This is a genomic window from Kitasatospora sp. NPDC054939 (assembly GCF_053610105.1).
In genome coordinates, this window is sequence record NZ_JBSGXP010000094.1 from 1 (window position 1) to 21,208 (window position 21,208).

A 21,208-nucleotide genomic window follows, 5' to 3' on the forward strand; every position below is an offset into this window, starting at 1 on the left:
CCAGGGCGGCGACGGCGAGGAGCACCACCGCGGCCTCCACCCGTACCGACAGGCCGCTCCGGAAGACCCCGGGGGTACGCACGGGTGCCGCGCCGGACGGGTCGATCTCGTAGGTGTACGTCATGACCGAAGGGTGGCCCCGCGGCCGCCCCGGCCGCCACGGGGCATCGTCCGGCGGAGTGAACCCGCCCGGCGTGCCCGGCCCGCGGCCTCGCCGTCGCCCGCCTGCCCGACTTCCTGGTGCCAGCCGGTGGTACCCAGCGGTTGTCAGCCGGTGGTGCCCAGCGCGGTCGCCGCCGGCACGGCGACGCCGTCGACCACTGCCGGCGGCTCCGTCGCCTGCGGCCCGAGGTGCGGGGCGTCGGGCCAGTTCGCGGCGATCCGGGCCAGGCTCTCCCACAGCTCGTCGGCCTGCGCCCGCAGGTGAATGCAGACACCGTTGCCGCTCTCGACCGCGCCCAGGTACGCCTCGATGCCCGTGATGGCGTGGCGCACGGTCCGGCCGATCGGGTCGCAGCTCTGTGTGCTCGGTCCGATCCGCTCGGCGAGGAAGGCCGCGAGACACTCCAGTCGTTCACGGGTCGGATGGTTCACGGGGCACCTCCCGGCGGGCCGCCGCCCGCGGCGCGGGCGACCGGACAGTGGAGTTCCACTGTCCGCCCGGCACTCGTTTCGTGTCAACCATTACACGAATTGGATGTCGTGTAACGGGCGCCGTGAAAGCCCGGTCGTAGACTGGGGCCGTGGAGAACGCAGCGGCGCCCTCGCGGCAATGGACCTTCCTGACCAACCACGCCCGCGTCCTCGTCCAGATCGCCCGCGACCCCGGCGTGCGCGTGCGCGACATCGCCGTTCGCTGCCTGCTCACCGAACGCGCCGTCCAGCGGATCATCGTCGACCTGGAAGACGCCGGATACCTCACCCACGAGCGCCACGGCCGCACCAATCGCTACCACGTCATCGACGGCAAACAGCTCCGCCACCCCGCCGACGCCGGACCCACCCTGGCCGAACTCCTGACCGTCCTCCTGCGCTGAACCGGCAGGGAGCCCCCGCGGGCGCAGCTGCCGCGCGCCCGCCTGCGAGAATCGTCCTCAGCGGCTGCGGGACGGCCCGGGCCGCGGGGGGACGAGGGGCAACGCATGCTGGTGGCGGTCGACTGGCAGGTGGTCGCGCCAGACCAGCACTGACGGTTCGTCGTTCCGGCCCGCTCCCGGGGGCCGGGTCCGGTCAGTTCGGGCCGGCGGCTCGGACCTTCTCCCCGGCGCCGGCCCGTGGGAGGCCGTTGACGCTGACCCAGATGTCCGGCGCAAGCCCCGTCCTGGGGGGTTGGCCGGTTCGGTCCGTAGTGCGGAGCGTCCTACGACGGGCGCTGCTGGTTCTGGATGTACTCGCGGATGATGGCGAGCGGTGCGCCGCCGCAGGACGCGGCGAAGTAGGACGGCGACCACAGATGGCCGTGCACGACGGCGACGTTCATCGTGGACGTGTACTCCCGGCGCAGCAGCCGCGCCGAGACGCCCTTGAGGCTGTTCACCAGGCCCGATACGGCGACCTTCGGCGGGTACTCCACGAGCAGGTGGACGTGGTCACGCTCGCCGTTGAACTCCTTCAACTCGGCTTCGAAGTCCGTGCAGACCTTCCGCATGATCTCTTCGCAGCGGGTCAGCATGGCGTCGGTGAAGACGCCGCGCCGGTACTTCGTCACGAAGACCAAATGGACGTGCATCGCCGTAACGACGTGTCTACCGCGCCTGTAGTCCGTGGTTGTGTCCATAGACCAACCGTACTACGGTTGCGATCATGCAGCTCCGGTACAACTTCCGGGCCTACCCGACGAAAAGTCAGGCCCACAGCCTGGCCCGTGCTTTCGGGTGTGTCCGCGTGGTCTTCAACGACGGCCTCCGGGCACGTCGGGAAGCCCACACGGCGGGGCTGGCGTACATCAAGGACACCGACCTGCAGAAGCAGGTCATCACCGCCGCCAAGCGCACCGAAGAGCGGGCTTGGCTGGGAGAGGTGTCCTCGGTGGTGCTGGTGCAGTCCCTCCGGGACCTGCACACCGCCTACCGCAACTTCTTCTCCTCCGTCACCGGCAAGCGCAAGGGGCCGAAGGTCGCACCGCCCCGCTTCAAGTCCAAGAGGGACAACAGGCAGAGCATCCGGCTCACCGCGAACGGCTTCTCCCTGCGCGACAACGGCACGCTGTACGTGGCGAAGGTCGGAGACCTCGAGATCAAGTGGTCCCGCAGCCTTCCGTCCGCACCCACCTCGGTCACGGTCACCAAGGACTCCGCCGACCGGTACTGGGTGTCGTTCGTCGTCGACACCGACCCCGAGATCATCGAGAACCCGGACTTCTCCGGGCCGCTCGACACCGAGACCGGGATCGACCTCGGGCTTGGCCACTTCGCCGTCATGTCCGACGGACGCAAGGTGGACTCCCCGAAGTTCCTGCGCCGCGCCGAGAAGAAGCTCAAGCGGATGCAGAAAGCCCTCAGCCGTTGCGCGAAGGGCAGCAACAACCGGGCGAGGGCCCGGAAGAAGGTCGCTCGCCAGCACGCCCGCGTGGCGGACCGGCGGCGGGACTGGCAGCACAAGCTCTCCACGACGATCATCCGCGAGACCCAAGCGGTGTACGTCGAAGACCTCGCGGTCAAGGGCCTGGCCAGGACCCGTCTCGCCAAGTCCGTCCACGACGCCGGATGGTCGCAGTTCGTGATGATGCTGGAGTACAAGGCGGCCAAGTACGGCCGGTACTTCGGCCGCATCGGCCGCTTCGAGCCGACCTCCCAGGTCTGCTCGGCCTGTGGAATCAAGGACGGACCCAAGCCCCTGTCGGTCCGTGAGTGGACGTGCGGGCACTGCCGGACCGTCCACGACCGCGACGTCAACGCAGCACGCAACATCCTGGCCGCCGGACGGGCGGACAGGCTAAACGCCTCGCGGAGTGCAGGTAAGACCGGACCCGTTCCGGCACAGCGCGTTGAAGCAGGAACCCACCGAGACCGGCACCCGCCGGTGGTAGGAATCCAGGCCCTTTAGGACCTGGAGGACGTCAAGCAGATGCCGAAGACGCGGTCGTGGCCGGTCCAACCGTTGACGCGGCCGCGGTTGTTGCTGATCTGCACGCGCCTCCTGACCGGATCCACGGACGACACCAGGTGCAGGTACACCGTCCCGGCGACCCGGGCGAGCACAATGTCCCCGACCATCAGTTTCGCCGGGTCGACGGGGGCGACCACCACCGACTGCCGGCTGCGGATCAGCGGGACCATCGAGGAACCGCTCGGCCGGAACTCGACGGTGGCCCCGCCGGCCACCCTCGCTGCCACTGCGTCCAATGCGCCCATCCGCCGATCGTGGCAGACCCGGCCGGATCCGCCCACCGAATTTCGCTCCCCGTCCGCCGGCGGGACGGGCGGGCGCCGGGCTCAGCCGGTGGCCCGCCCGATGCGGGTGGCGGTGCCGTCGAGGATCAGTGCGAGACCGACCGAGAAGTCCGAGCCGAACGCGCCGACGGGGCACCGGCGTTCGGACACCGCTTCGACGGAAGCGGCCGCGCCCGGCCCGGGACGGCGCTACCGTGGCGGGAGGTTCGCGCTCAACCGGCCGATGGGGGGGACCGACATGAGGCGTGACAACGGGGCCGACGCCACGGTCGCACTGTTCTTCTGGGGCCTGCTGTTCGCCCTTCCGGTGCTGGGGCTGCTGGCCCTCGGTGCCCAACTGCTCGATCTCGGACCGGACCTCAGTCGGGTGGCGTGGATCCTCGTCCCGGCCGCGGGCATCACGGGCATCCTCTACGGGCGCCTGCGCCAGCACCGCGCGATCAATCCGCCGGCCCCGGCGGAGCAGCCCTTCCGGCACCACCCGGGCTGAGGCCCGGAGCCTGCGCGACGCTGCGGCTGGACCGGCGCCGCCCGGCCGCCGGTGCGGGTCGTCACGGTGGCCGGGCTCTGAACCGCGGCGGGCACCGGTCCGGGCGACGGGAGGGGAGCCGTCGCCCGGACCGTGGTGCGCCCACCCGCTCCCCGTGTGACCCCGATCCGCCCGGTCAAACCTGCGGCTCCCCCACCGTGGTCCGCGGCACCGGCGGAAGGCGCGAGAATGGTCCGATGACCAGTCAGCTCCCCCGCGGCCTCACCGCTTTGATCCCCACCAACCGCGCCACGGCGAGCCCCGGCGAGCGGGCTGCCGCCCAGATGCTCCACCTGCGCTGCGCCACCGTGCCCGTCCCGGTCCTCGCCGCCGCGATCGAGCTGCTCACCCCGCAGCTGGAGGACCCTGATCCGGTCACCCGCGAGGCCGCGGCCGCCGTCCACGCCCGCCTGCTCGAAGCCCTGGTGGAGGCGGCACCCGGTCGGTAGGAGGGTAGACGGGGGCGGGCGCTCCCCGGGTCTCCGCCCGGATCTCCCGCCCGCGGCGGTTCAGGCCCAGGGCGGTGCGCCGGTGCCCTCCGCCCACAGGGCGAGGGCGCGCCGGTCGACGGCCCGGATGCCGACCTGGGCGCAGAACGCCGCCGCGGACCTGGTGAACGCGCTGGTGGTCACCACGACCGCCCGGTCGCATCCGTGGACGTCACGGTAGGTGCCGTTGACCTTCTGCACGTCCGGTGAGCCGACGAAGGTCTTCGGCCCGTACCGCTTCGCCTGGATCAGGATCCGCTGCCCGGACGGCGTGGTCGCCAGGACGTCCGCCGCCAGGTCCCCGGCCCCGCCCACCACCGACACGCGCGTACAGCCGTCGCGCCGGCACAGGTCCGCCAACGCGTGCTCGAAGGCCTTGGGGGTCATCTCCAGGAACGGCCCGATGTGCCGCAGTTGCGCGATCCTCGCCGCGAGGTCCCGCCGGCGTTCCAGCACCCGGGCCCGCAGCACCGCCCCGGCCACCACCGCGCCCGCGGCCGCCACCAGGCCCACCACCAGCAGGTGGTGCAGCATCCAGGACACCACGAACCCCACCAGCGCCACGGCGGCGACCACCACCACCGCGAACACCAGCGCATTCTCCCGGACCAGCCGCCACCGGCGGGCGGCGGACCGGCGACGTCGAACCGGCCTGCGTGCCACGGCACTCCCCCCTCGTACGGTGCCCGGAATCGTACGAGCGCCGGGCACCCGGCCACCGGGAAACGGCGGAACGTCCCGCCCCGGCGGCCCGGATTGTCCGGATCACAGCGGGCCCGAGGCCGAACAGCCCGTCTGCGCCCCGGTCATGACTCCGTGCGCGCCGGGTGCGCCGGGTGCGCCGGTTTCCCGGCCGAGCTGCGGTGCCGGACGTTGACGACCGCGGCCCTCGCCACGGCCAGCGGGTTCAGGAAGCGCAGCGGCCCGATCAGGCGGGAGCCGAACAGGTGCGTGTGCCGCGCCAGCGCGGCGTCGCGCGCCGCGGCCGAGAACATCAGCCGCTCGACGAAGGGGAGGAAGTCAAGCGCTGATCGCTCCCTTCGGGAGTGGCCGCGCGTTGGGAGTGGTGCAACTCGGTGCAGAACCAGTGCTGTCAGGAACATGAGCAACTGTCAAGGGTGCCGGTGCCCGCGAGGTGCTCCCGGGGCCACGGCGGGCCCCGTTCACACCCCCGGCACCGGCACCCCGCGCGGGCCCGGCCGGGTCCGCTACCGGGCGTACTCCAGGGGCACGGCGCGGCCGCCGGTCCCCGCCAGAACCGCCGGGACCGTGGCCGCCCCGGAGGCGAGGTCGAGGCGCACGACCAGGTACCGGGCCTTGCGCCCGAGCTTGTCCGCGTTCTGGTAGACGAGCGTGTACACGGCGCGCTCGCCGGGAACGGCGACGAAGTGCTCCTCCTGCGTGTCACTGCCGTGGAGCACCGGCGGAATCGGGCCGAGCTGGCGGACGGTCACCCGGGGGCGGGCCGGGTCGGAGACGTCCAGGGTCGCCGCGACCGGCAGGCGGGCGCTGCCGCCCAGGACCTCGTCGGCGCCGACGAACGCCTGCGGCCGGATGGTGCCGCTGCCGACCACCTCGGCGACCGGGTTGGTCTCCAGCGTGGCGACCGGGCCGACGTGCACCTTCGACTGCTCGTCGAGGTAGACGGCCAGCGAACCGTCGGCCCGGGAGACGGCCCGCTCGGCCGTCTTCGTCGATACGATCCGCCCGCCCAGGAAGGCCGGCGACTCGGTGGGCTTGAGGCCGGACGCGTCCAGCATCCGCTCGCCGGTGCCGTCCGGCTTGACCGCGCGCAGCCGGAACGCGGTCGAGCTGCTGCGGGGGCCGCTCCAGTGCACGACCTCGCCGGTGACCGGGTCCACCCGCATGCCGTCCTGGGTGAGTCCGGGGGCGCCGCCGATGCCGGAGATGTCCTTCAGGTCGGTGGGGCCGCCCGTCCCGAGCAGCGACAGGTGCGGGTCGCCGCTGTTGACCGGGTCCTTGAAGTTGAAGCTGGTTCGGCCGAGCATCCCGGTGTAGTCACGGGTGAATCCGGACCCGCTCGGTGCAGCCCGGGGTGATCCGGCTCCCCGGAGGAGTGCTGCCGTCCCCAGTGACGAAGGTGCGCAGCCGGGCGAGCCGGCCGTCCGGGGCGAGCGTCAGCAGGACGCAACTCTCGTTCTTCTTGCTCGGGTTGACCACCTGCGACAGGACGAGGCCCTTGACCTCGGTGGTCTCCGGCAGGGTCAGCACGTCCACCGCCTCCGGGATCGCCACCGCGCCGGGGGCCCCGGGCGTGCTCGCGGAGGCGCTGGCCGACGGTGCCGGCTGCCCGAGCGCCCGCAGCTCGGACCAGACCCCGAGGTGGTCGCCGGCGAGGTAGCGCTGCAGGTAGGAGGTCACGGGCGGCATCCTGTCCCATCGGACGGGCACGGAGCAAGATCCGCCGGCCGGGCCGGGGCCGGCCGGCACCGGGGCAACTCGCCGCCGGACAGCGGTGTGTAGAGTCGCCGATCATGAATGACGACTGGCGGAGGGACCGGATCGGCACCGCGCTCCGGGGCACGAACCCGACGGTGCTCCGGAGGCTGGAGTCCGGCTTCGCGGTGATCGGCGACGTGCAGTTCCTGCCGGGGTACTCGGTGCTGCTGGCCGACCATCCCGCGGTACAGCGGCTCTCGGACCTCCCCCGGACCGCGCGGCTGGCGTTCCTCGCCGACATGGACCGCCTGGGCGAGGCCGTCGAGCGCGCCTGCGCGCGCCTGGATCCCGCCTTCCGCCGGGTCAACCTGGAGATCCTCGGCAACACCGACCCGTTCCTGCACGCGCACGTGTGGCCGCGGTTCTCCTGGGAGCCGGCCGAACTCGTGGGCAAGCCCGTGTGGCTGTACCCGAGCGAGCGGTGGAGCGAGGAGCGGTTCGCGCTCGGCCCGCAGCACGACACGCTGCGGGCGGCGATCGGCGCGGAACTGGATCGGCTCGCCCAGGAGCGGTGACGCCCCGGGGCGGCCCGGCCTTGCGCACCCGTTCGGCCCAGGCCGGCGGGTGGGCCGTCCCGCCTCCTGATCGACTGGACCGGACCACACCCCGTGGCTGAAGCGGAGGACACCATGGCCGTCGTCGTGATCTTCGAGGCTCCGGGCATGACGCAGGCCCTGTACGAGCAGAGCGTCGAGAAGCTGACCGGCGTACACGGTCCCCTCAAAGCCGTCGGCGACCTGCCCGTTCCCGGGCTCCTCTCGCACACCGCCGCCCCCACCTCCGACGGCTGGCTGATCGTCGACGTCTGGGAGTCGGAGGAGGCCTTCCAGCGGTTCGGAGAGGTGGTCACCCCGATCATGAACGAACTCGGCGTCCAGGCCGCCCCGCCGAGGATGTACCCGGTGTTCACCATGGTGACGGGGTAGGCCCCGAGCACTGTTCTGGCTCGCGGAACGGACCTCCGAGTGGGGCCGGGTGGCCGCGGTGTCCCCGCCGTGCCGGCTCGCGGACGAACACCCGGACGCCCACCCGGACCTGCGACCGTGGCTGCACCAAGTCCCCCGCGTGGTCCAACGAGGTTGCCGCCAAGCTGCGTTGGGACGCCGCCCGGGCCTCGTACCTCGCTCGACCGTGCGGACTGGTGCGCGACGGCCCGGGCGGGCCGGGTGGCCGGGGACTGGTACCTGACCTCGCTCGCGTCGGACGTGGCACCGGCCCTGGGCCTGCGGGCGTTCGCCGACGACGACCGGTCGGGGACCGAGCCGTAGCGCACGACCGGGGCGGCGCTCCCGCTCGGCCGGGGCGCTGCGCTGCTACTGGCCGCCTGCCCGGACGAGGCCCGTCTCGTAGGCCAGGATGACCAGTTGGGCGCGGTCGCGGACACCGAGCTTGGCGATGGCGCGGGTGACGTGGGTCTTGGCGGTGAGCGGGCTGATGACGAGCCGGGCGGCGATCTGGTCGTTGGACAGGCCGGTGGCGATCAGGCCGGTCACCTCGCGTTCCCGGGCGGTGAGGACGGCGAGGCGTTCCGCGGTGTCGGTCGGGGCGGCCGGCCGGTGGGCGAACTGCTGGATGACCCGCCGTGTCGCGCCGGGCGACAGCAGGGCGTCGCCGGACGCCACGGCCCTGACCGCCTGGCGCAGGTCGTCCGGTTCGGTCTCCTTGGTGAGGAAGCCGCTGGCGCCGGCGCGCAGGGCGGCGAAGACGTACTCGTCGGTCTCGAAGGTGGTGAGCACGATGACCCGGCAGCCGGCCAGGTCGGGGTCCTCGGCGATGGTGCGGGTGGCGGTGAGTCCGTCGGTGCCGGGCATGCGGATGTCCATGAGGACGACATCGGGGCGGACGGCGCGGGCAGTGCGGACGGCCTCGTCGCCCGTGCCCGCCTCGCCGACGACCTCGATGTCCTCGGCCCGGGCGAGCAGGCTGCCGAAGCCGGCCCGCACCAGGGCCTGGTCGTCGGCGAGGAGCACCTTGATCGTCATGCCCTGAAGCCTGGCACAGGGATGACGGCCCGCACCACCCATCCGTCGTGCCCGCCGCGAGGTCCGGCGGAGAAGTCGCCGCCGAGCGCCCGGACCCGCTCGCCCATCCCGCGCACGCCGTGCCCGGCCGGTTCCCGGGCTGGGGCCGGAGTGCGGCCGTCGTCGGTGACGGTCACCTCCACCCGGCCGTCGGCGCAGCGGACGGCGATGTCGGCGCGGGTGGCCCCGACCGCGTGGCGAACGGTGTTGGTGAGGGCCTCCTGGACGATCCGGTGGACCGCGAGGGAGGCCGGGGCGGGGACGGCGGCGAGATCGCCCGCCGTCTCCAGCCGGAGGTCCAGCTCGGACGTGCGCATCCGGTCGACGAGCGCGGCGACCTCGGGGACCTTGGCCGCGGGTTCCGGCGGGGCCGCCGGCTCCTGCCGCTCGTGCCCGGGTGCGCGCAGCACGTCGACGAACGCGCGCAGATCCCGTACCGCCTCGGTGCGGACCTGCTGGGCGGTGGTGAGCGCGGACCGTGCCTCTTCCGGGGAGTCGTCCAACGCTTCGGCGGCGACCCGGAGGTGGAGACCGACGACGGTGAGGGTGTGGCCGATGACGTCGTGCAGTTCGCGGGCGATGTCCAGTCGGGCTTCCGCGATTCGGCGGCCGGCCTCCTGGTCCCGTTCACGTTCGGCCTGGACCAGGCGCTCGTCGAGTTCGGCGCGCCAGCGCAGCCGGTTGCGGTACGCGGTGGCGGCGGCGAGGAGCACCGCCAGCCACAGGGCCTCGACGCCCAGCGATCCGACGGCCTCGCGCAGGCTCGCACCGCCGGACGACGTCTCCCAGGTTGCGGCGAAGGCCAGTTCGGCCAGACCGACACCTGCCGCCCAGGGGAGGCCGGGGCGGCCGGGCCGGTCGGCTGCGGCGAGCGTCGCGTACGCGGCGGAGAGCGGCCACACCCAGCCGGTGTCGGTGAGTTCGGAGGTGCGGAACACGAGGACCACCTGAACGCTCAGCAGCAGCACGGCGATCGGCCATCGGCGGCGCGTCAGGAGCAGCAGGCCCAGCCACAGGGCGAGCGGCAGGGCGCCCGCGGCATCCAGCCGGCCACCGGCCCGTGCGGTGCCGGCGAGCACGGCGACGGCGGTGACGGCCGCGAGCAGGCAGTCGCGGGCGAGCGCCGGGCGCGGGCGGAGGGCCGCGGGGGTGGTGAGGGTGGTGGGGGTGGTCGGGGTCATGCGCCGATCATCCACGAGGGGTGCTTTCCCGGCCGCCGAGGGGGCGGATACGCCCGACCCCGGTGCACGCGGCGACCAGGGCGACCGCGATCCACCCGAAGTCAGCGGCGATGACCAGGCGTTCGACGAGTCCGAGGAGCGTGGGCGCGCTGCCCAGCCCGAGCGACGGACCCCCGTCCATCACATCGACGAGGAACACCGTGAGCGCGGCCGTGGCCGTGATCGAGCCGGCGGTGAGGACAGCCAGTGCGGGACGCAGACCGGGCCGCCGGGCCGCCAGCGTGCGGCGCAGCAGGACGGCGGCGGTCGGCAGGGCGGCGAAGGCGAGGAAAGCGGCGCTGCCGTGGACGAGTTCGGACCGGGAGGGGCGGCTCCAGTGCCCGGGCGGGTCCGCCGGGAACAGCGCCGCAACCAGGACGCCGACCGTCCACAGCGCGAGTGCGACCCGGCCCGCCCGGCCCGCCGCGGTGCCGAGCCGGGCCGTGAGCACGGCGGAGGCGGCAGCGGCCGCCAGCAGCGCCGCCGGGAGCAGCCAGCCGGCCGTGCCGTGGACGTACCGGCTGATCGCCTCGCTCGCCAGGTCGTACCCCGGGTTGAGCACCTCCACCGCCGTCATGGCCAGGGCGGCGGCAGTGATCAGGGCGAGTGGGGTCCGAACTGTACTGGTTCCTGGGGTGGTTGTGGTCGTCATGCGGTCCTCCTCGGGTCGTTTCGGTGATCCCGAACCTACGGAGGGGGCGGGGGTGGCCGCGTCGTCCCGATGCGGTCATCCGGCCGTACACCGGTCGGTGCGGTCGGCGGGACCGGCTGCACCGTTCGGTGTACGGCTGCTCCCTCGCGGTGTGCCTGTTCGGGCGCGGCGGCGGTCCTGCGGGTGGGACAATTCCGGCCACGGGGGTTGTGCCGATCGGATGGTGGGGGTGGCGGATGCGCCGGTGGATGTGGTGGACGTCAGCGGCGGTCTGTGCGGCGGCGGTGATCGGCCTGGTCCTGGTCGTGCTCCTGGCGGACCTGGAGACCGCGGACAAGGCGGCGAGCGTGACCGGTGCCGTCGCCGCCCTGGCGGGCCTGGCGCTCACGGTGCACGGGCTGCGGCAGCCGGCGGGCGGTACGGCCGGTACGAACGGGAGCGGGTCGGCGCCGTCCGGCCCGGAGCCGACGCCGACGCCGCCCATCGGTGGGCGCGCGCGGGAGGTGACCGTGCACGCCACCGACGGCGGGATCGCGGCCGCGGGCAGCATCACCGGGGCCGGCGGGGCTGCTCCGGCGGGCGGCACCGGCGAGGCGCCCGGGACCGACCGGCGCGAGGTGCGCGCCACCGGTGCGGGCTCGGTCGCCGCGGGCGGCGACATCACCGGCATCGACCTGAGCGGGCCCCGCCCGTGACCCGCCGCCTGCCGTGGGGCAGGAAGCACGCTGCACGCAAGGGCGGCGCGGGCCGGTCCGCGTCCGAGCCGACCGTCCCGGCGCAGGCCGCACCCCCGACCGCGGGCTCGTCCTCGTCGCGGGAGACGGCACCACCAGCTGCGCCGTCTTCAAGGCGTGACGGGCCCGCGCGGCCGGTGAGCCAACCGCCGCCGGGCTCGTCCACGCCGTGCGACGCGCACGACCCAGGCCCGCCCGCACACCTGCGTGCGGTCGCGGTCCGGGGTTCAGACGTCGCTCGGGCCCGGCGCCCACCCGGTGTGCTGGGCCCAGGTGTCGGCGCGGCGGACGATATCCCAGACGTGGGGGTCCTTCGCCGTGGTGTAGCCGGGCCGGTCGCCGGCGTACTGCGCCGCCAGGCTGCGCTTGACCTCGCCGTAGTGGGCGGCGTCCGCCGGGTGGCAGCGCAGGAAGTCGCGGAACAACAGGGCGAACTGCTCGGAGAAGCTGCCGAGTTGCCGGACGTGCAGGTGGGTCCGCCGGGTGCCGGGCGCCTCCCGGAAGTAGCGTTTGGTCCGCTCGGGGTTGTCCGCCCGGTGGACGAGGCCGAGGGCTTCGAGCGGGAGCCGGTAGGCGTCGAGCGGTTCGAACGACCGGACCGACACCTGCACGTCGATCACCGGTTTGGCGGCCAGTCCGGGGATCGAGGTGGAGCCGATGTGGTCGATCCGCACGGCGACGTCGCCGAGTGCCGCGCGCAGTCGCGCGCCCGACTCCGCGAACAGGCCGGGCCACGCGGGGTCATGGTCGACGATCTCGATCCGGTCGTTCATGGCCCCGATTGTCCCCTGCCGGCGGGGCTGCTTACGGTGGACCGTCGGAAGCCCGGGGCGGCGCCCGAGGCCCGACTCCGCTCCGGGGCCGGGTTCATCCCTTCCTGCCCCGAGTTGCGGAGCGGGCCGTGTCCAGCAGTGCGGCTGCGAGGGCGGGGGCCGTGGCGGTGCCGCGGCCGTTGCCGCGGAAGGCGTCCGAGAGGGAGACGGTCCGCGACTCGGCGCGTTCCTGCGCGGCGCGTTGGACGACGGTGGTGCCCGTCTCGGCTTCCAGGACCGGTGCGTAGCCGGCCTTGCGGAGCGCGGCCAGCGTGGTGTCCGGGTCGGCGGTGCTGATCAGGACGGTGGGGGCGATGCGGCGGATTCCGATCTTGGCGAGCGCCTTGGTCCTGGAGAGTTCCAGGACGAGGGCTTCGTCGTCGGAGCGGATGCAGCAGGCGGATCGCACCACGCGCATCCGGCCGTGGGTCCGGGCGGTGTCCTTGATCAGGTATTCCAGCGGTTGGGGCAGCCGCTGCCCGGCCTCGGACACCTCGGAGAGGCGGGTCAGCAGGTCATCCGGCTCCGTACCGGCGTCCATGGCGCGGCGTACGGAGGCCGCGGTGATCCGCCAGACCACGGCGTGGCCGTCGGACTCGCGGTCCGCGCAGGACGAGAACAGGGCGGTCAGGTCCGCCGACGGTGCTCCGGTGACGACCGCGGTGAGGTCGGCCTGGAAGCGGGCCCGCTCCTGCGGGGCGGGGAGGAGGTGCTCCAGCTCCCGCCCCAGCTGCTGGACGGCCCGGGCCAGCGCCGGCCGGTCCTTGAGCGAGGGCCCGGCGCCGGGGACGGCGGGGAAGTAGCGGGCCGCACCCGCCCTGAGCAGGGCGAGGACGGCGTGTCCGACCGCCGTCAGCGTGCCGTGGGCGATCACGCCCAGGAGTTCGGCTTCGGCCAGGGTCGCCGCGAGGCGGCCGTCGGCCGCGCTGTCCTCCAGTTCTGCGGCGGCCCGGTGCCAGAGCAGGGCCCGTTCCAGGTCCAGCAGTTCCCGTGCGCTCCCCGTCGTCGCCCCGCGCCCCGGGGGCAGGGCAGCCAGCACCTCCAGGAGGGCGTGGCGCAGCGGGACCGCGGCCGGGTCCTGGGGGCTGATCAGGGCGACGGGGGTGTCCTCCTCGTCCCAGCAGCCGAACACCTCGGGGGTCACGGCCCAGGTGGCGATCAGCGGCAGGAGCCGCTGCGCCGGGGCCGCGGTGAGCCACCGGTCGTAGCGTGCGGTGGGCAGCACCCGGGCGGCGGGCTGCGGCTGCGGGGCCCGCCGGCGGCCGCGCGGGCCGGACTCGGGTTCGGGCGCGTGCACGGCGATCAGGTCGGCGTTGACGGCCAGGTCCAGCCAGAGCCGGGCCTGCTCCTCGCCGAGGCCCGCCTGCTTGGCCACCCGGCGGGTGTCGCGCACCGCGATCCCGCCCGACTTGCGTACGCCCGGCGGCCGGGCGTCCACCTCCCGCAGCAGCAGCTCGACCCGGGCTGCCGCCGCCGAGGCGGCGGCCTGCGCCTCCCGGGCCGACGCCTGCGGCGCCACCTCGGCCGTGTTCGCCGGCTGGGTCGGGGCGTGGTCGTAGGGCGGCCGGTCGTCGGGGTCGCGCAGGGCCAGCCCGATCTCGTAGGGCATCTCGGCCAGGTCGTGGCCCACCGGGACGACCATGCCGCGCTCGGCCAGCCAGTCGGTGCCCGGGTCGCCCGAGCCTCCGGACCGGAAGACGAAGGTGCTGCCGGACGATCCGTAGGAGCCGCCGAACCGGTCCTGGAAGCAGTGCGTGCGCAGCAGCGCCGGTCCCGCGACCAGCTTCTCCAGCAGCTCGACGGCCGCGGGCGGGGCCTGCGCGGCCAGCTCGCGGACCCTGGCCGGATCCGACAGCAGCGCGACGACCGCCCGCTGGCGCTCGTCCCGGTTCCGGGCGGTCGGCAGCTCCAGGCCGCGGTGGACGCGCTGGATCTCGGCCGCCTGGTAGGCGCGGGACAGCAGCATGTCCACGGGCCGTCCCAGACCGCCGAGTTGCAGGACCTCGCGGTGCAGCAGACCCGGCACGACGACCTGGCGGCCGTGCGGCGGCAGGACCAGCGCCCGCAGCGCGAGCCGGTCCAGGCCCGCCTCGGCCGCTGCGCGTGCCTCGCCCTCCAGCCGCAGGAAGTCGAGCAGTTCGGCGCGTGACACGGCCCGCTCGGCCGGGTCCGGGCCCGCCTCCTGCGGCCGGTACCGCGCCCGACCGTACGGATCCGTCAGCACCGACTCGGACCCGCCCGCACCCGCAGGCAGGGGGCCGTGCTGCTGCGCCGCCAGGACGGCGGCCCCGACCAGCAGTTGCATCTCTGATACGTTCAGTTCGGTCAACGCCACGGCGACGGAGACGTCGGTGAGCAGGTGCTCCGCCAACTCCGTCAGCGTCCGCACGCCCGGGCCTCCGGCGAACCGGGCGGCGTGCGGCAACTCCCGCTGCTCCAGCAGCTCGGTCAACTGCTCACGGGAGAAATCGGCGAGCCACACCGTCAGCGCTTTGCTCGTACTCACCCGACCGATCCTAGCCGGGGTGCCGGGGGCTGCAGACGCGATCCGCCGAGCATGGTAGGGACCGGCGCGCGGTGCGGTCGGTACGGTGTGGGACCGGGCCCCTCGGTGCTCACCTGCGCCCCGGAAGACGGATGTCTCGACTCCTTCTTCGTCGCGGCCGGTCCGGCACGGTCGGGTGAGCACGATGGCCTGTCCGCGCGGCCACGACTGGCTCGACGAGGAGATGACCGCGCTCGCCGGCTGCGGTGTCGACGTCCTCGTCTGCGCGCTGACCGGTCCCGAACGCGACGAACTCGGGCTCGCGGACGAGCCACGGTCCGCCGCAGCCGCCGGGCTGGAGTTCGTCGCCGTCCCCTCCCCGACCGCACCGTTCCCGATCCCGCCGCCGTCCTGCCGACCCTGCACGGACTGGCCCGGCGACTGCGCGACGGCGCGCACGTCGTCACCCACTGCCGCGCCGGCCTCGGACGGTCGTCGCTCCTCGCGGCCTCGCTGCTCGTCCTCAACGGCATCGATCCCGACACGGCGTGGAGCCGGATCGAACGGGCGCGCGGGCTCGCCGTGCCGGACACCGCCGAGCAGCGGCGGTGGCCGGCGGCGCTGCTCGGACAGCTGTGACGCCCGGGCACCCGGCCTGCCCGTCGGCCCGTCGGCCCGTCAACCTGCGGATATTCAACCGAAATCGGGCGGCAGAGGCCCTGCTAGGGTGGCCCGATGACTGCCCTCAGGAAGATCCAGGTCACCTTTGACTGCGCCGAACCCGAACGCGTCGCCCGGTTCTGGTGCGAGGTGTTGGGGTACGTCGCGCCGACGCCGCCGGAGGGGTTCGCCACGTGGGACGACGTCAACGCGTCGCTGCCGCCCGAGGCCCGGGATGCGTGGTTCGCCTGCAGTGATCCCTCGGGTGTGGGACCGCGGCTGTACTTCCAGCGCGTCCCCGAGGGCAAGGTCGCCAAGAACCGGGTGCACCTCGACGTGCGGGTCGCCACCGGACTCGTGGGCGAGGAGCGCCTGGCCGCCCTGGAGGCCGAATGCGCCCGCCTGGTCGCGCTCGGCGCGGTGCGCGTGCGCCTGCTGCCAGCCGACGACGAGAACGAGTCGTGCATCACCATGCAGGACGTCGAGGGCAACGAGTTCTGCCTCGATTGACCGCCATCCGGGAGCGCGGAAGGGGCCGGGCGCGGGCGCAGCGACGAGGCCGGGATCGTCGGTGTCCCGGGCTGCCGAGCGCGCGGCTGCGATGTCAGGCGCCGGCCGGACCGCGGCGCCGTCGTTGCACCGTCACGCGGGCGATCAGGGCGGACAGCACGGAGGTCACCGCGAGGCTCGCGACCGCGACCGTGCCCACGCCGATCACGTAGAGGCCGCTGGAGTCGTCCGACCAGTCGTACCAGGCGGCGACGGTCAGGCCCGCCGTGGTACCGAGCACGGCGTCCCGGGTACGGCCACGGGACGCCGCCCAGGACAGCGGCACCAGCAGGGTCACCAGGAGGCCGGCCACCTGCCAGGCCTCGTACGGGCCGCTCACCGAGCCGTCGGGGTGCACGTCGTGGTGCTGGTCCCAGCCCAGCCAGGCGGCCCAGGCCGCCATCGGCGCGAGGAACAGCGGCAGCAGGACGGCGGACTTCCGAGGGTTGCGAGGCATGGGCCGAGTGTCCCGGCCCGCCTCCGGTCCCGGTAGGGCGCGTGTACTCACGCGCATCTGAGTAGGGCCCGGCCCGTGAACGACCTCCGGGCCGGGGGTGGGCGCGGTGCTCAGGTCAGTTCCGCTGCCAGCAGGGCGGCCGTCTCGGCGATCAGCTTCTCGTCGGCCGGGGCGGCGGGATCGGTGGTGGTGACGAGGACCGCCATGGTGATCGGTCCGCGGCCGGGCGGGCGGACGATGCCGACGTCGTTGGTGGTGCCGTAGCCGCCGGTGCCGGTCTTCTCGGCGACGGCCCAGTCCTGCGGCAGTCCGGCGCGCAGGCGGTTGCCGCCGGTCGTGTTGCCCAGCAGCCAGCCGGTGAGCCGCTGCCGGTCGGCCCGGCCGAGGGCGTCGCCCAGGGTGAGCCGGGCGTAGGTGCGGCCGAGGGCGCGGGGGCTCGACGTGTCGGTCTCGCGTCCGGGTTCGGCGGAGTTCAGTGCGGGTTCCCACCGGTCGAGCCGGGTCACCCGGTCGCCGATGGAGCGGCAGAAGCGGGTGACGGCGTCCGGGCCGCCGAGTTCGCGCAGCAGGAGGTTGGCCGCGGTGTTGTCGCTGTACCGGACGGCCGCCGCGCACAGCGCCTCGACGGTCATGCCGTCCGCGAGGTTGCCCGGCAGGCCCGTGATCGGTGCGTAGCCGGATTCGGTGACGTCGCGCTGCGTGTACCGGATGCGTTCGGCCAGGTGCGTGCCGTCGCGGTCGAGGTCCCTCAGCACCGCGGCCACGGCGATGGTCTTGAACGTGGAGCACAGGGGGAACAGCTCGTCCGGGCGGTACCGCACCGTTCTGCCGGTGTCCGCGTCGGACGCGTGGACGCCCAGGCGTGCCGCGTGCGCCTGTTCCAGGGCACGCAGCCGGCCGGCGATTCCGGTGTCGTCCGTGCCCTGCGCGTAGGCGCGTCCACCGACGGGGAGGACGGCGGGGAGGGCGGCGGCCAGGGCGGTCGCGGCGGCCCCGCCGAGGATGCGGCGTCGGCCTGGGATCAGTTCCATGGGTACGTCCTCCTGCTCGTACGGCGGCGCGGACGGGGACGGCCCGCGGCTCCGGGGTGCCCGTCCCGATCTTCGATGATCAGGACGCAGCCCCGTACCGAACCGTTCCGAACCGTTCCGACCCGTTCCGAGCCGTTCCGACCCGCCGCCGGGGTCGATCCGGGGCTCCGCGGAACGGCCTCGGCGGGTGCCGGGGCGGGTCCGGGGCCTCCTGACCAGGCGCAATCGGCCCGATCGCGCCACCATGGAGGGGTGAGTAGCATTCCGCACTACACCATGGGCGACCTCCTGCAGGAGGAAGCCGATCCCGAGCGGCGCCATCTCGTGCTCGACATCGGCAGTGAGGCGTACTTCCTGCGCGTGGTGAGCGGGCAGGGACCGGTCGAACCGCTGGAGAGCACATGGGCGATCGCCAGCTGCGAGGAGGCCACCGCCAGGGTGGCCCATCCCTGGCCGACCGATCCCGGCCTCGGGCACCACTGAATACTGCACCGGCCGCCGGACGCCCCCGGTACCGCGCGCCACCGCGCCGGGCCCGCGCCGAGGCGGCCTTCGGGCTGCGCGGCGCCCGCCGCGGAGTGCGCCGGCTCCGCGCAGGCGGGCCGGGCGACCGCACGGGCAACGGGCAACGAGTGCACCCCTCGGCGGGCGGGCGCCGAGCCCGAGCGTCGGGCCACGGCCGCAGCGCCCCCGTTCCCGCCGGCCGGGACGAACCGCCCCTCGGCGACCGCCTTCGACCCCGGTCCGCCGGTTCCCGACATCGTGTGGTTCCGACCGGTTCAGCCCACCGCTGCGCAGAAGTACCCTCCCCAAGATCGATTCTGACAGTCCGACAGCAAGCGTGCAGGCCCGGGACCGGGCTAGGGTCGTGCCCATGGAGACCATCAGAAGCACTGACGCCCGGATCCACCCCTACCGCATCGATGTCCCGCAGGACGAGCTCGACGACCTGCGTGCCCGGCTCGCGCGCACCCGCTGGGGCAGCGAGATCCCCGGCGTGGGCTGGAGCCGGGGTGTGCCCACCGACTACCTGAAGTCCCTGGCCGCCTACTGGGCCGACGGGTTCGACTGGCGCAAGGCCGAGGCCGAGCTCAACGGGTTCCCGCAGTTCACCACGGAGATCGACGGCCAGAACATCCACTTCCTGCACGTCCGTTCGTCGAACCCGGAGGCCCTGCCGCTGCTCCTGGTGCACGACTGGCCGTGCTCGTTCGTGCAGTACGCGGACGTCATCGAGCCGCTGTCCCGGGACTTCCACGTCGTGGTGACGTCGACGCCCGGCACGGGTTTCTCCGGCCCGCTGGCGGAGGCGGGTTGGAACACCGGCCGGATCGCGGGGGCGTTCGTCGAGCTGATGGACCGGCTCGGCTACGGCGGTTACGGCGTCCAGGGGACGGGCGGCGGCGCGTGGATCGTCGCGGAGATGGGGCGGCAGGCGCCCGAGCGGGTGGTCGGCATCCACGTCAACGGCCTGGTGACGTTCCCGTCGGGTGACCCGGCGGAGTTCGAGGGGCTGACGGAGTCCGAGCAGGAGCGGTTGTCCCGGCTGGAGGACTTCCAGCAGGACAAGATGGGCTTCAACGCCATCCAGTCCACCCGCCCGCAGACCCTCGCGTACGGGCTGCACGATTCTCCGGTCGGACAACTCGCCTGGATCGCCGAGAAGTTCAAGGAGTGGACCGACCCGGCCGCCGAGCTGCCCGAGGACGCGGTCGGCCGGGACCGCCTGCTGACGAACATCAGCGTGTACTGGTTCAGCGGTACCGCCGGATCCTCCGCGAACCTCTACTACGAGTCGGGCCACGACGCCGGCGCCTGGGCTCCCAAGCCGCGCGGGACCGTCCCGACCGGTGTGGCCGTCGCCCTGCCGACGGACATCGCCATCCGCCGCTTCGCCGAGCGCGACCACAACGTCACCCACTGGACGGAGCTGGAGCGCGGCGGCAACTTCCTCTCCCTCGAACAGCCCGACGCCTTCACCGCCGACGTCCGCACCTTCTTCGCCGGCCTGGGGCGCTGACGCCGCCGGCGTCCCACACGGGCCCCACAGGCACCACACGCATCCCTCACAGCGCACCACTTGACGACACGTTCGAGGCCCGGGCCCAGCGGCCCGGGCCTCGTTCGTTCCCGTCGCGCCTGCTCGGCCGCGCCACCGCGCTGACCTCCCAAAACGCCGAAGAGTGACGGTTCTTCCGGTGCGCACTACCCCAAGTCGGTTAATCCAAACAGAAGTTGCGTGACCAATCTAGTTGACCTTGCATGGACATGATGCATAGCATCACGATCACCGTTGTTGTTCGAGAGGAGTCAGAGATGGCACAGACTCAAACCATTGAAACGGCCACGTACGAGTCGCTGGTCGAGGACGCGCTGCGGGAGCTCTCCGCGGCCGAATCGGCCGATGTCCTCGTGCCGGTCGGAAGTGGCGACGAGGGCCCGCTGATGGCCTGGTTCGTCTCCACCTGATAGCACCGCCGGCAAGGCCATGACGAGTTCCGGCCGCGCGATCCCGGCGGCCGGAACTCCCTTGTCCGGACCCTCGACCTCCCGCCGACCCGACCCACAACCAGGGGGCCCCTCTTGACCGTTGTAGAGTTCAGCCGCGACCTGCGGGACGGAGTCGACGCGCTCCTCGACCGGTACGCCGGACTCTCCGACCGCGACCACTGCATCGTCGTCTTCTCCCCGGACAGCCGGGAGGCGGCGGCCTGGCTGGTGGCCGGACTGAAGCAGCGGAATATCGGCACCCAGGTCATCGGAATGCGGCCGCTGGTCGATTACGGATTCGCCGCGCGATTGAAAGCAGCCGTACCGGATCCGGAATCATTCACCGGCCGGCTCGTCATATTCACGCTCGAACGCGACACGATGTCCCATTTCTCGCCGCTCCTCCACACCATGCAGCAATTCGGCAGCGACCGGTGCATGGTGGTGCGCATCATCAGCGCGTCGCGGGAATTCTTCGAACAGGCCCTCAACCTCGGACCGGACGAACTCAGCGCCCGGAACGCCGAGCTGCTGACCCGCCTGACCGAGGCCCGCAGCATCCGGGTCCGCAGCCGGAGCGGCACGGACCTCCGCATCGGGCTCGACGCCGCGCGGTACGACTGGATCAGCAACCGCGGCGTGTGGCGCCCGGGCGGCTTCACCATCCTCCCCGCCGGGGAGATCGCCACCTACCCCGCCTCGATCGACGGCCGCCTGGTCGCGGACGGGGCACTCAACTGCAACGTCATCACCCGGATCGACACCCGCCTGGCGGCCCACCCGCTGACGGTCGACATCGCCGACGGACGCGCCACGGGCTTCTCGGGCGGCGACGACGACGTCCGCGAGCTCGTCGAGCTGTGCTTCAAGCAGCCGCACGGCACCCGGGTCGGCGAGTTGGGCTTCGGCACGAACACGGGCATCGACCGGTTCATCCCGGCCAACTCGCACATCAACGAACGCCGCGTCGGCGTGCACATCGGCTTCGGCCAGCACAACCAGGACCGGGCCGTGGTCGACTACGAGGAGAAGGTGCACCTCGACCTCATCACCGACGGCGCGGAGATCTACCTCGACGACGACCCCGAGCCCGTCGACCTGGCCAACCTCCGGCTCACCGGCGCCGAACACCCCGTGCTGGTACGGGACGAGGACATCACCGGCGACTGCTGCGGGTTCGGCTACGGCGAGCTGACGGACCCCGCCGCCGCGAGCGCGATCGGCTGAG

The 21,208-nt window shown here is 73.3% G+C and carries 27 protein-coding genes; 13 read left to right on the forward strand and 14 right to left on the reverse strand.

Annotated features, from left to right (window positions below; genetic code table 11):
* Nucleotides 1-267: 267 nt before the first annotated feature.
* Nucleotides 268-594 (reverse strand): hypothetical protein, encoded by a 327-nt coding sequence (locus tag ACWGB8_RS24610; protein WP_452215741.1) that lies wholly within the window; start codon nt 592-594, stop codon nt 268-270.
* A 149-nt stretch (nt 595-743) separates the two neighbouring features.
* Between ACWGB8_RS24610 and ACWGB8_RS24615 the strand changes: the two genes are divergently transcribed.
* The gene (locus ACWGB8_RS24615; protein WP_452215742.1) at nt 744-1,037 is read left to right on the forward strand and encodes a helix-turn-helix transcriptional regulator; all 294 of its coding nucleotides are present in this window, start codon (nt 744-746) and stop codon (nt 1,035-1,037) included.
* A gap of 323 nt (nt 1,038-1,360) precedes the next feature.
* Here the strand turns inward: ACWGB8_RS24615 and tnpA are convergent, their stop codons facing one another.
* Complete coding sequence (tnpA, locus tag ACWGB8_RS24620; protein WP_452215743.1) at nt 1,361-1,777, reverse strand: IS200/IS605 family transposase; 417 nt, start codon at nt 1,775-1,777, stop codon at nt 1,361-1,363.
* A gap of 26 nt (nt 1,778-1,803) precedes the next feature.
* Here tnpA and ACWGB8_RS24625 point away from each other — a divergent pair, with 26 nt between their 5' ends.
* Complete coding sequence (locus ACWGB8_RS24625; RefSeq protein WP_452215744.1) at nt 1,804-3,045, forward strand: RNA-guided endonuclease InsQ/TnpB family protein; 1,242 nt, start codon at nt 1,804-1,806, stop codon at nt 3,043-3,045.
* Here the strand turns inward: ACWGB8_RS24625 and ACWGB8_RS24630 are convergent.
* Nucleotides 3,042-3,353, reverse strand: a complete 312-nt coding sequence (locus ACWGB8_RS24630) for a S26 family signal peptidase (protein WP_452215745.1) — start codon at nt 3,351-3,353, stop codon at nt 3,042-3,044. The genes ACWGB8_RS24625 and ACWGB8_RS24630 overlap by 4 nt on opposite strands.
* Nucleotides 3,354-3,630: 277 nt before the next feature.
* On the opposite strand from ACWGB8_RS24630, the gene ACWGB8_RS24635 reads away from it, so the two are divergent.
* Nucleotides 3,631-3,882, forward strand: coding sequence for a hypothetical protein (locus ACWGB8_RS24635; protein WP_452215746.1), 252 nt, complete (start codon nt 3,631-3,633; stop codon nt 3,880-3,882).
* 236 nt (nt 3,883-4,118) lie between these two features.
* Nucleotides 4,119-4,370: a hypothetical protein gene (locus ACWGB8_RS24640; protein ID WP_452215747.1), complete on the forward strand. Its 252-nt coding sequence runs from the start codon at nt 4,119-4,121 to the stop codon at nt 4,368-4,370.
* Between the two features lie 60 nt (nt 4,371-4,430).
* Here the strand turns inward: ACWGB8_RS24640 and ACWGB8_RS24645 are convergent, their stop codons facing one another.
* The 4 genes from ACWGB8_RS24645 to ACWGB8_RS24660 all read right to left on the reverse strand — a co-directional run bounded on the left by ACWGB8_RS24645 (nt 4,431) and on the right by ACWGB8_RS24660 (nt 6,791).
* Nucleotides 4,431-5,072: a restriction endonuclease gene (locus ACWGB8_RS24645; protein ID WP_452215748.1), complete on the reverse strand. Its 642-nt coding sequence runs from the start codon at nt 5,070-5,072 to the stop codon at nt 4,431-4,433.
* Between the two features lie 143 nt (nt 5,073-5,215).
* The gene (locus ACWGB8_RS24650; protein ID WP_452215749.1) at nt 5,216-5,518 is read right to left on the reverse strand and encodes a hypothetical protein; all 303 of its coding nucleotides are present in this window, start codon (nt 5,516-5,518) and stop codon (nt 5,216-5,218) included.
* A 99-nt stretch (nt 5,519-5,617) separates the two neighbouring features.
* Nucleotides 5,618-6,418, reverse strand: coding sequence for a hypothetical protein (locus ACWGB8_RS24655; RefSeq protein WP_452215750.1), 801 nt, complete (start codon nt 6,416-6,418; stop codon nt 5,618-5,620).
* Between the two features lie 10 nt (nt 6,419-6,428).
* Nucleotides 6,429-6,791: a hypothetical protein gene (locus ACWGB8_RS24660; protein ID WP_452215751.1), complete on the reverse strand. Its 363-nt coding sequence runs from the start codon at nt 6,789-6,791 to the stop codon at nt 6,429-6,431.
* Between the two features lie 113 nt (nt 6,792-6,904).
* Between ACWGB8_RS24660 and ACWGB8_RS24665 the strand changes: the two genes are divergently transcribed.
* The gene (locus tag ACWGB8_RS24665) at nt 6,905-7,384 is read left to right on the forward strand and encodes an HIT family protein (protein ID WP_452215752.1); all 480 of its coding nucleotides are present in this window, start codon (nt 6,905-6,907) and stop codon (nt 7,382-7,384) included.
* 93 nt (nt 7,385-7,477) lie between these two features.
* Nucleotides 7,478-7,795, forward strand: a complete 318-nt coding sequence (locus ACWGB8_RS24670) for a hypothetical protein (RefSeq protein ID WP_452215753.1) — start codon at nt 7,478-7,480, stop codon at nt 7,793-7,795.
* 387 nt (nt 7,796-8,182) lie between these two features.
* On the opposite strand, the gene ACWGB8_RS24675 is transcribed toward ACWGB8_RS24670, so the two are convergent.
* From ACWGB8_RS24675 to ACWGB8_RS24685, 3 genes are read right to left on the reverse strand one after another with little or no spacing between them, the layout of a single operon-like run.
* Nucleotides 8,183-8,851 (reverse strand): response regulator, encoded by a 669-nt coding sequence (locus ACWGB8_RS24675; protein WP_452215754.1) that lies wholly within the window; start codon nt 8,849-8,851, stop codon nt 8,183-8,185.
* The gene (locus ACWGB8_RS24680; protein ID WP_452215755.1) at nt 8,848-10,071 is read right to left on the reverse strand and encodes a sensor histidine kinase; all 1,224 of its coding nucleotides are present in this window, start codon (nt 10,069-10,071) and stop codon (nt 8,848-8,850) included. The genes ACWGB8_RS24675 and ACWGB8_RS24680 overlap by 4 nt, the downstream gene beginning before the upstream one ends.
* Before the next feature lie 7 nt (nt 10,072-10,078).
* Entirely contained in the window at nt 10,079-10,762 is a 684-nt protein-coding gene (locus ACWGB8_RS24685) for a DUF998 domain-containing protein (RefSeq protein WP_452215756.1), read from the reverse strand.
* A gap of 236 nt (nt 10,763-10,998) precedes the next feature.
* Here ACWGB8_RS24685 and ACWGB8_RS24690 point away from each other — a divergent pair, with 236 nt between their 5' ends.
* Nucleotides 10,999-11,457, forward strand: a complete 459-nt coding sequence (locus ACWGB8_RS24690) for a hypothetical protein (protein ID WP_452215757.1) — start codon at nt 10,999-11,001, stop codon at nt 11,455-11,457.
* A 266-nt stretch (nt 11,458-11,723) separates the two neighbouring features.
* Here the strand turns inward: ACWGB8_RS24690 and ACWGB8_RS24695 are convergent, their stop codons facing one another.
* Together ACWGB8_RS24695 and ACWGB8_RS24700 are read right to left on the reverse strand one after the other, a co-directional pair.
* Entirely contained in the window at nt 11,724-12,269 is a 546-nt protein-coding gene (locus ACWGB8_RS24695; RefSeq protein ID WP_452215758.1) for a GrpB family protein, read from the reverse strand.
* Between the two features lie 94 nt (nt 12,270-12,363).
* Nucleotides 12,364-14,814, reverse strand: coding sequence for a helicase-associated domain-containing protein (locus ACWGB8_RS24700; RefSeq protein WP_452215759.1), 2,451 nt, complete (start codon nt 14,812-14,814; stop codon nt 12,364-12,366).
* 51 nt (nt 14,815-14,865) lie between these two features.
* Between ACWGB8_RS24700 and ACWGB8_RS24705 the strand changes: the two genes are divergently transcribed.
* Complete coding sequence (locus ACWGB8_RS24705; protein WP_452215760.1) at nt 14,866-15,432, forward strand: hypothetical protein; 567 nt, start codon at nt 14,866-14,868, stop codon at nt 15,430-15,432.
* Between the two features lie 96 nt (nt 15,433-15,528).
* On the forward strand, nt 15,529-15,963 hold the full coding sequence (locus ACWGB8_RS24710; RefSeq protein WP_452215761.1) for a VOC family protein: 435 nt from the start codon (nt 15,529-15,531) through the stop codon (nt 15,961-15,963).
* Between the two features lie 94 nt (nt 15,964-16,057).
* Here the strand turns inward: ACWGB8_RS24710 and ACWGB8_RS24715 are convergent, their stop codons facing one another.
* Entirely contained in the window at nt 16,058-16,459 is a 402-nt protein-coding gene (locus ACWGB8_RS24715) for a hypothetical protein (protein ID WP_452215762.1), read from the reverse strand.
* A gap of 110 nt (nt 16,460-16,569) precedes the next feature.
* A complete protein-coding gene (gene bla, locus ACWGB8_RS24720; RefSeq protein ID WP_452215763.1) occupies nt 16,570-17,490 on the reverse strand; it encodes a class A beta-lactamase in 921 nt (306 codons plus the stop codon).
* Nucleotides 17,491-17,742: 252 nt separating this feature from the next.
* Between bla and ACWGB8_RS24725 the strand changes: the two genes are divergently transcribed.
* From ACWGB8_RS24725 to ACWGB8_RS24740, 4 genes are all read left to right on the forward strand, one after another.
* Nucleotides 17,743-17,973, forward strand: a complete 231-nt coding sequence (locus ACWGB8_RS24725) for a hypothetical protein (RefSeq protein WP_452215764.1) — start codon at nt 17,743-17,745, stop codon at nt 17,971-17,973.
* A 391-nt stretch (nt 17,974-18,364) separates the two neighbouring features.
* Complete coding sequence (locus tag ACWGB8_RS24730) at nt 18,365-19,510, forward strand: epoxide hydrolase family protein (protein WP_452215765.1); 1,146 nt, start codon at nt 18,365-18,367, stop codon at nt 19,508-19,510.
* Nucleotides 19,511-19,806: 296 nt separating this feature from the next.
* Nucleotides 19,807-19,959 (forward strand): hypothetical protein, encoded by a 153-nt coding sequence (locus ACWGB8_RS24735; protein WP_452215766.1) that lies wholly within the window; start codon nt 19,807-19,809, stop codon nt 19,957-19,959.
* Between the two features lie 114 nt (nt 19,960-20,073).
* The gene (locus ACWGB8_RS24740; RefSeq protein ID WP_452215767.1) at nt 20,074-21,207 is read left to right on the forward strand and encodes a hypothetical protein; all 1,134 of its coding nucleotides are present in this window, start codon (nt 20,074-20,076) and stop codon (nt 21,205-21,207) included.
* Nucleotide 21,208: the final 1 nt, after the last annotated feature.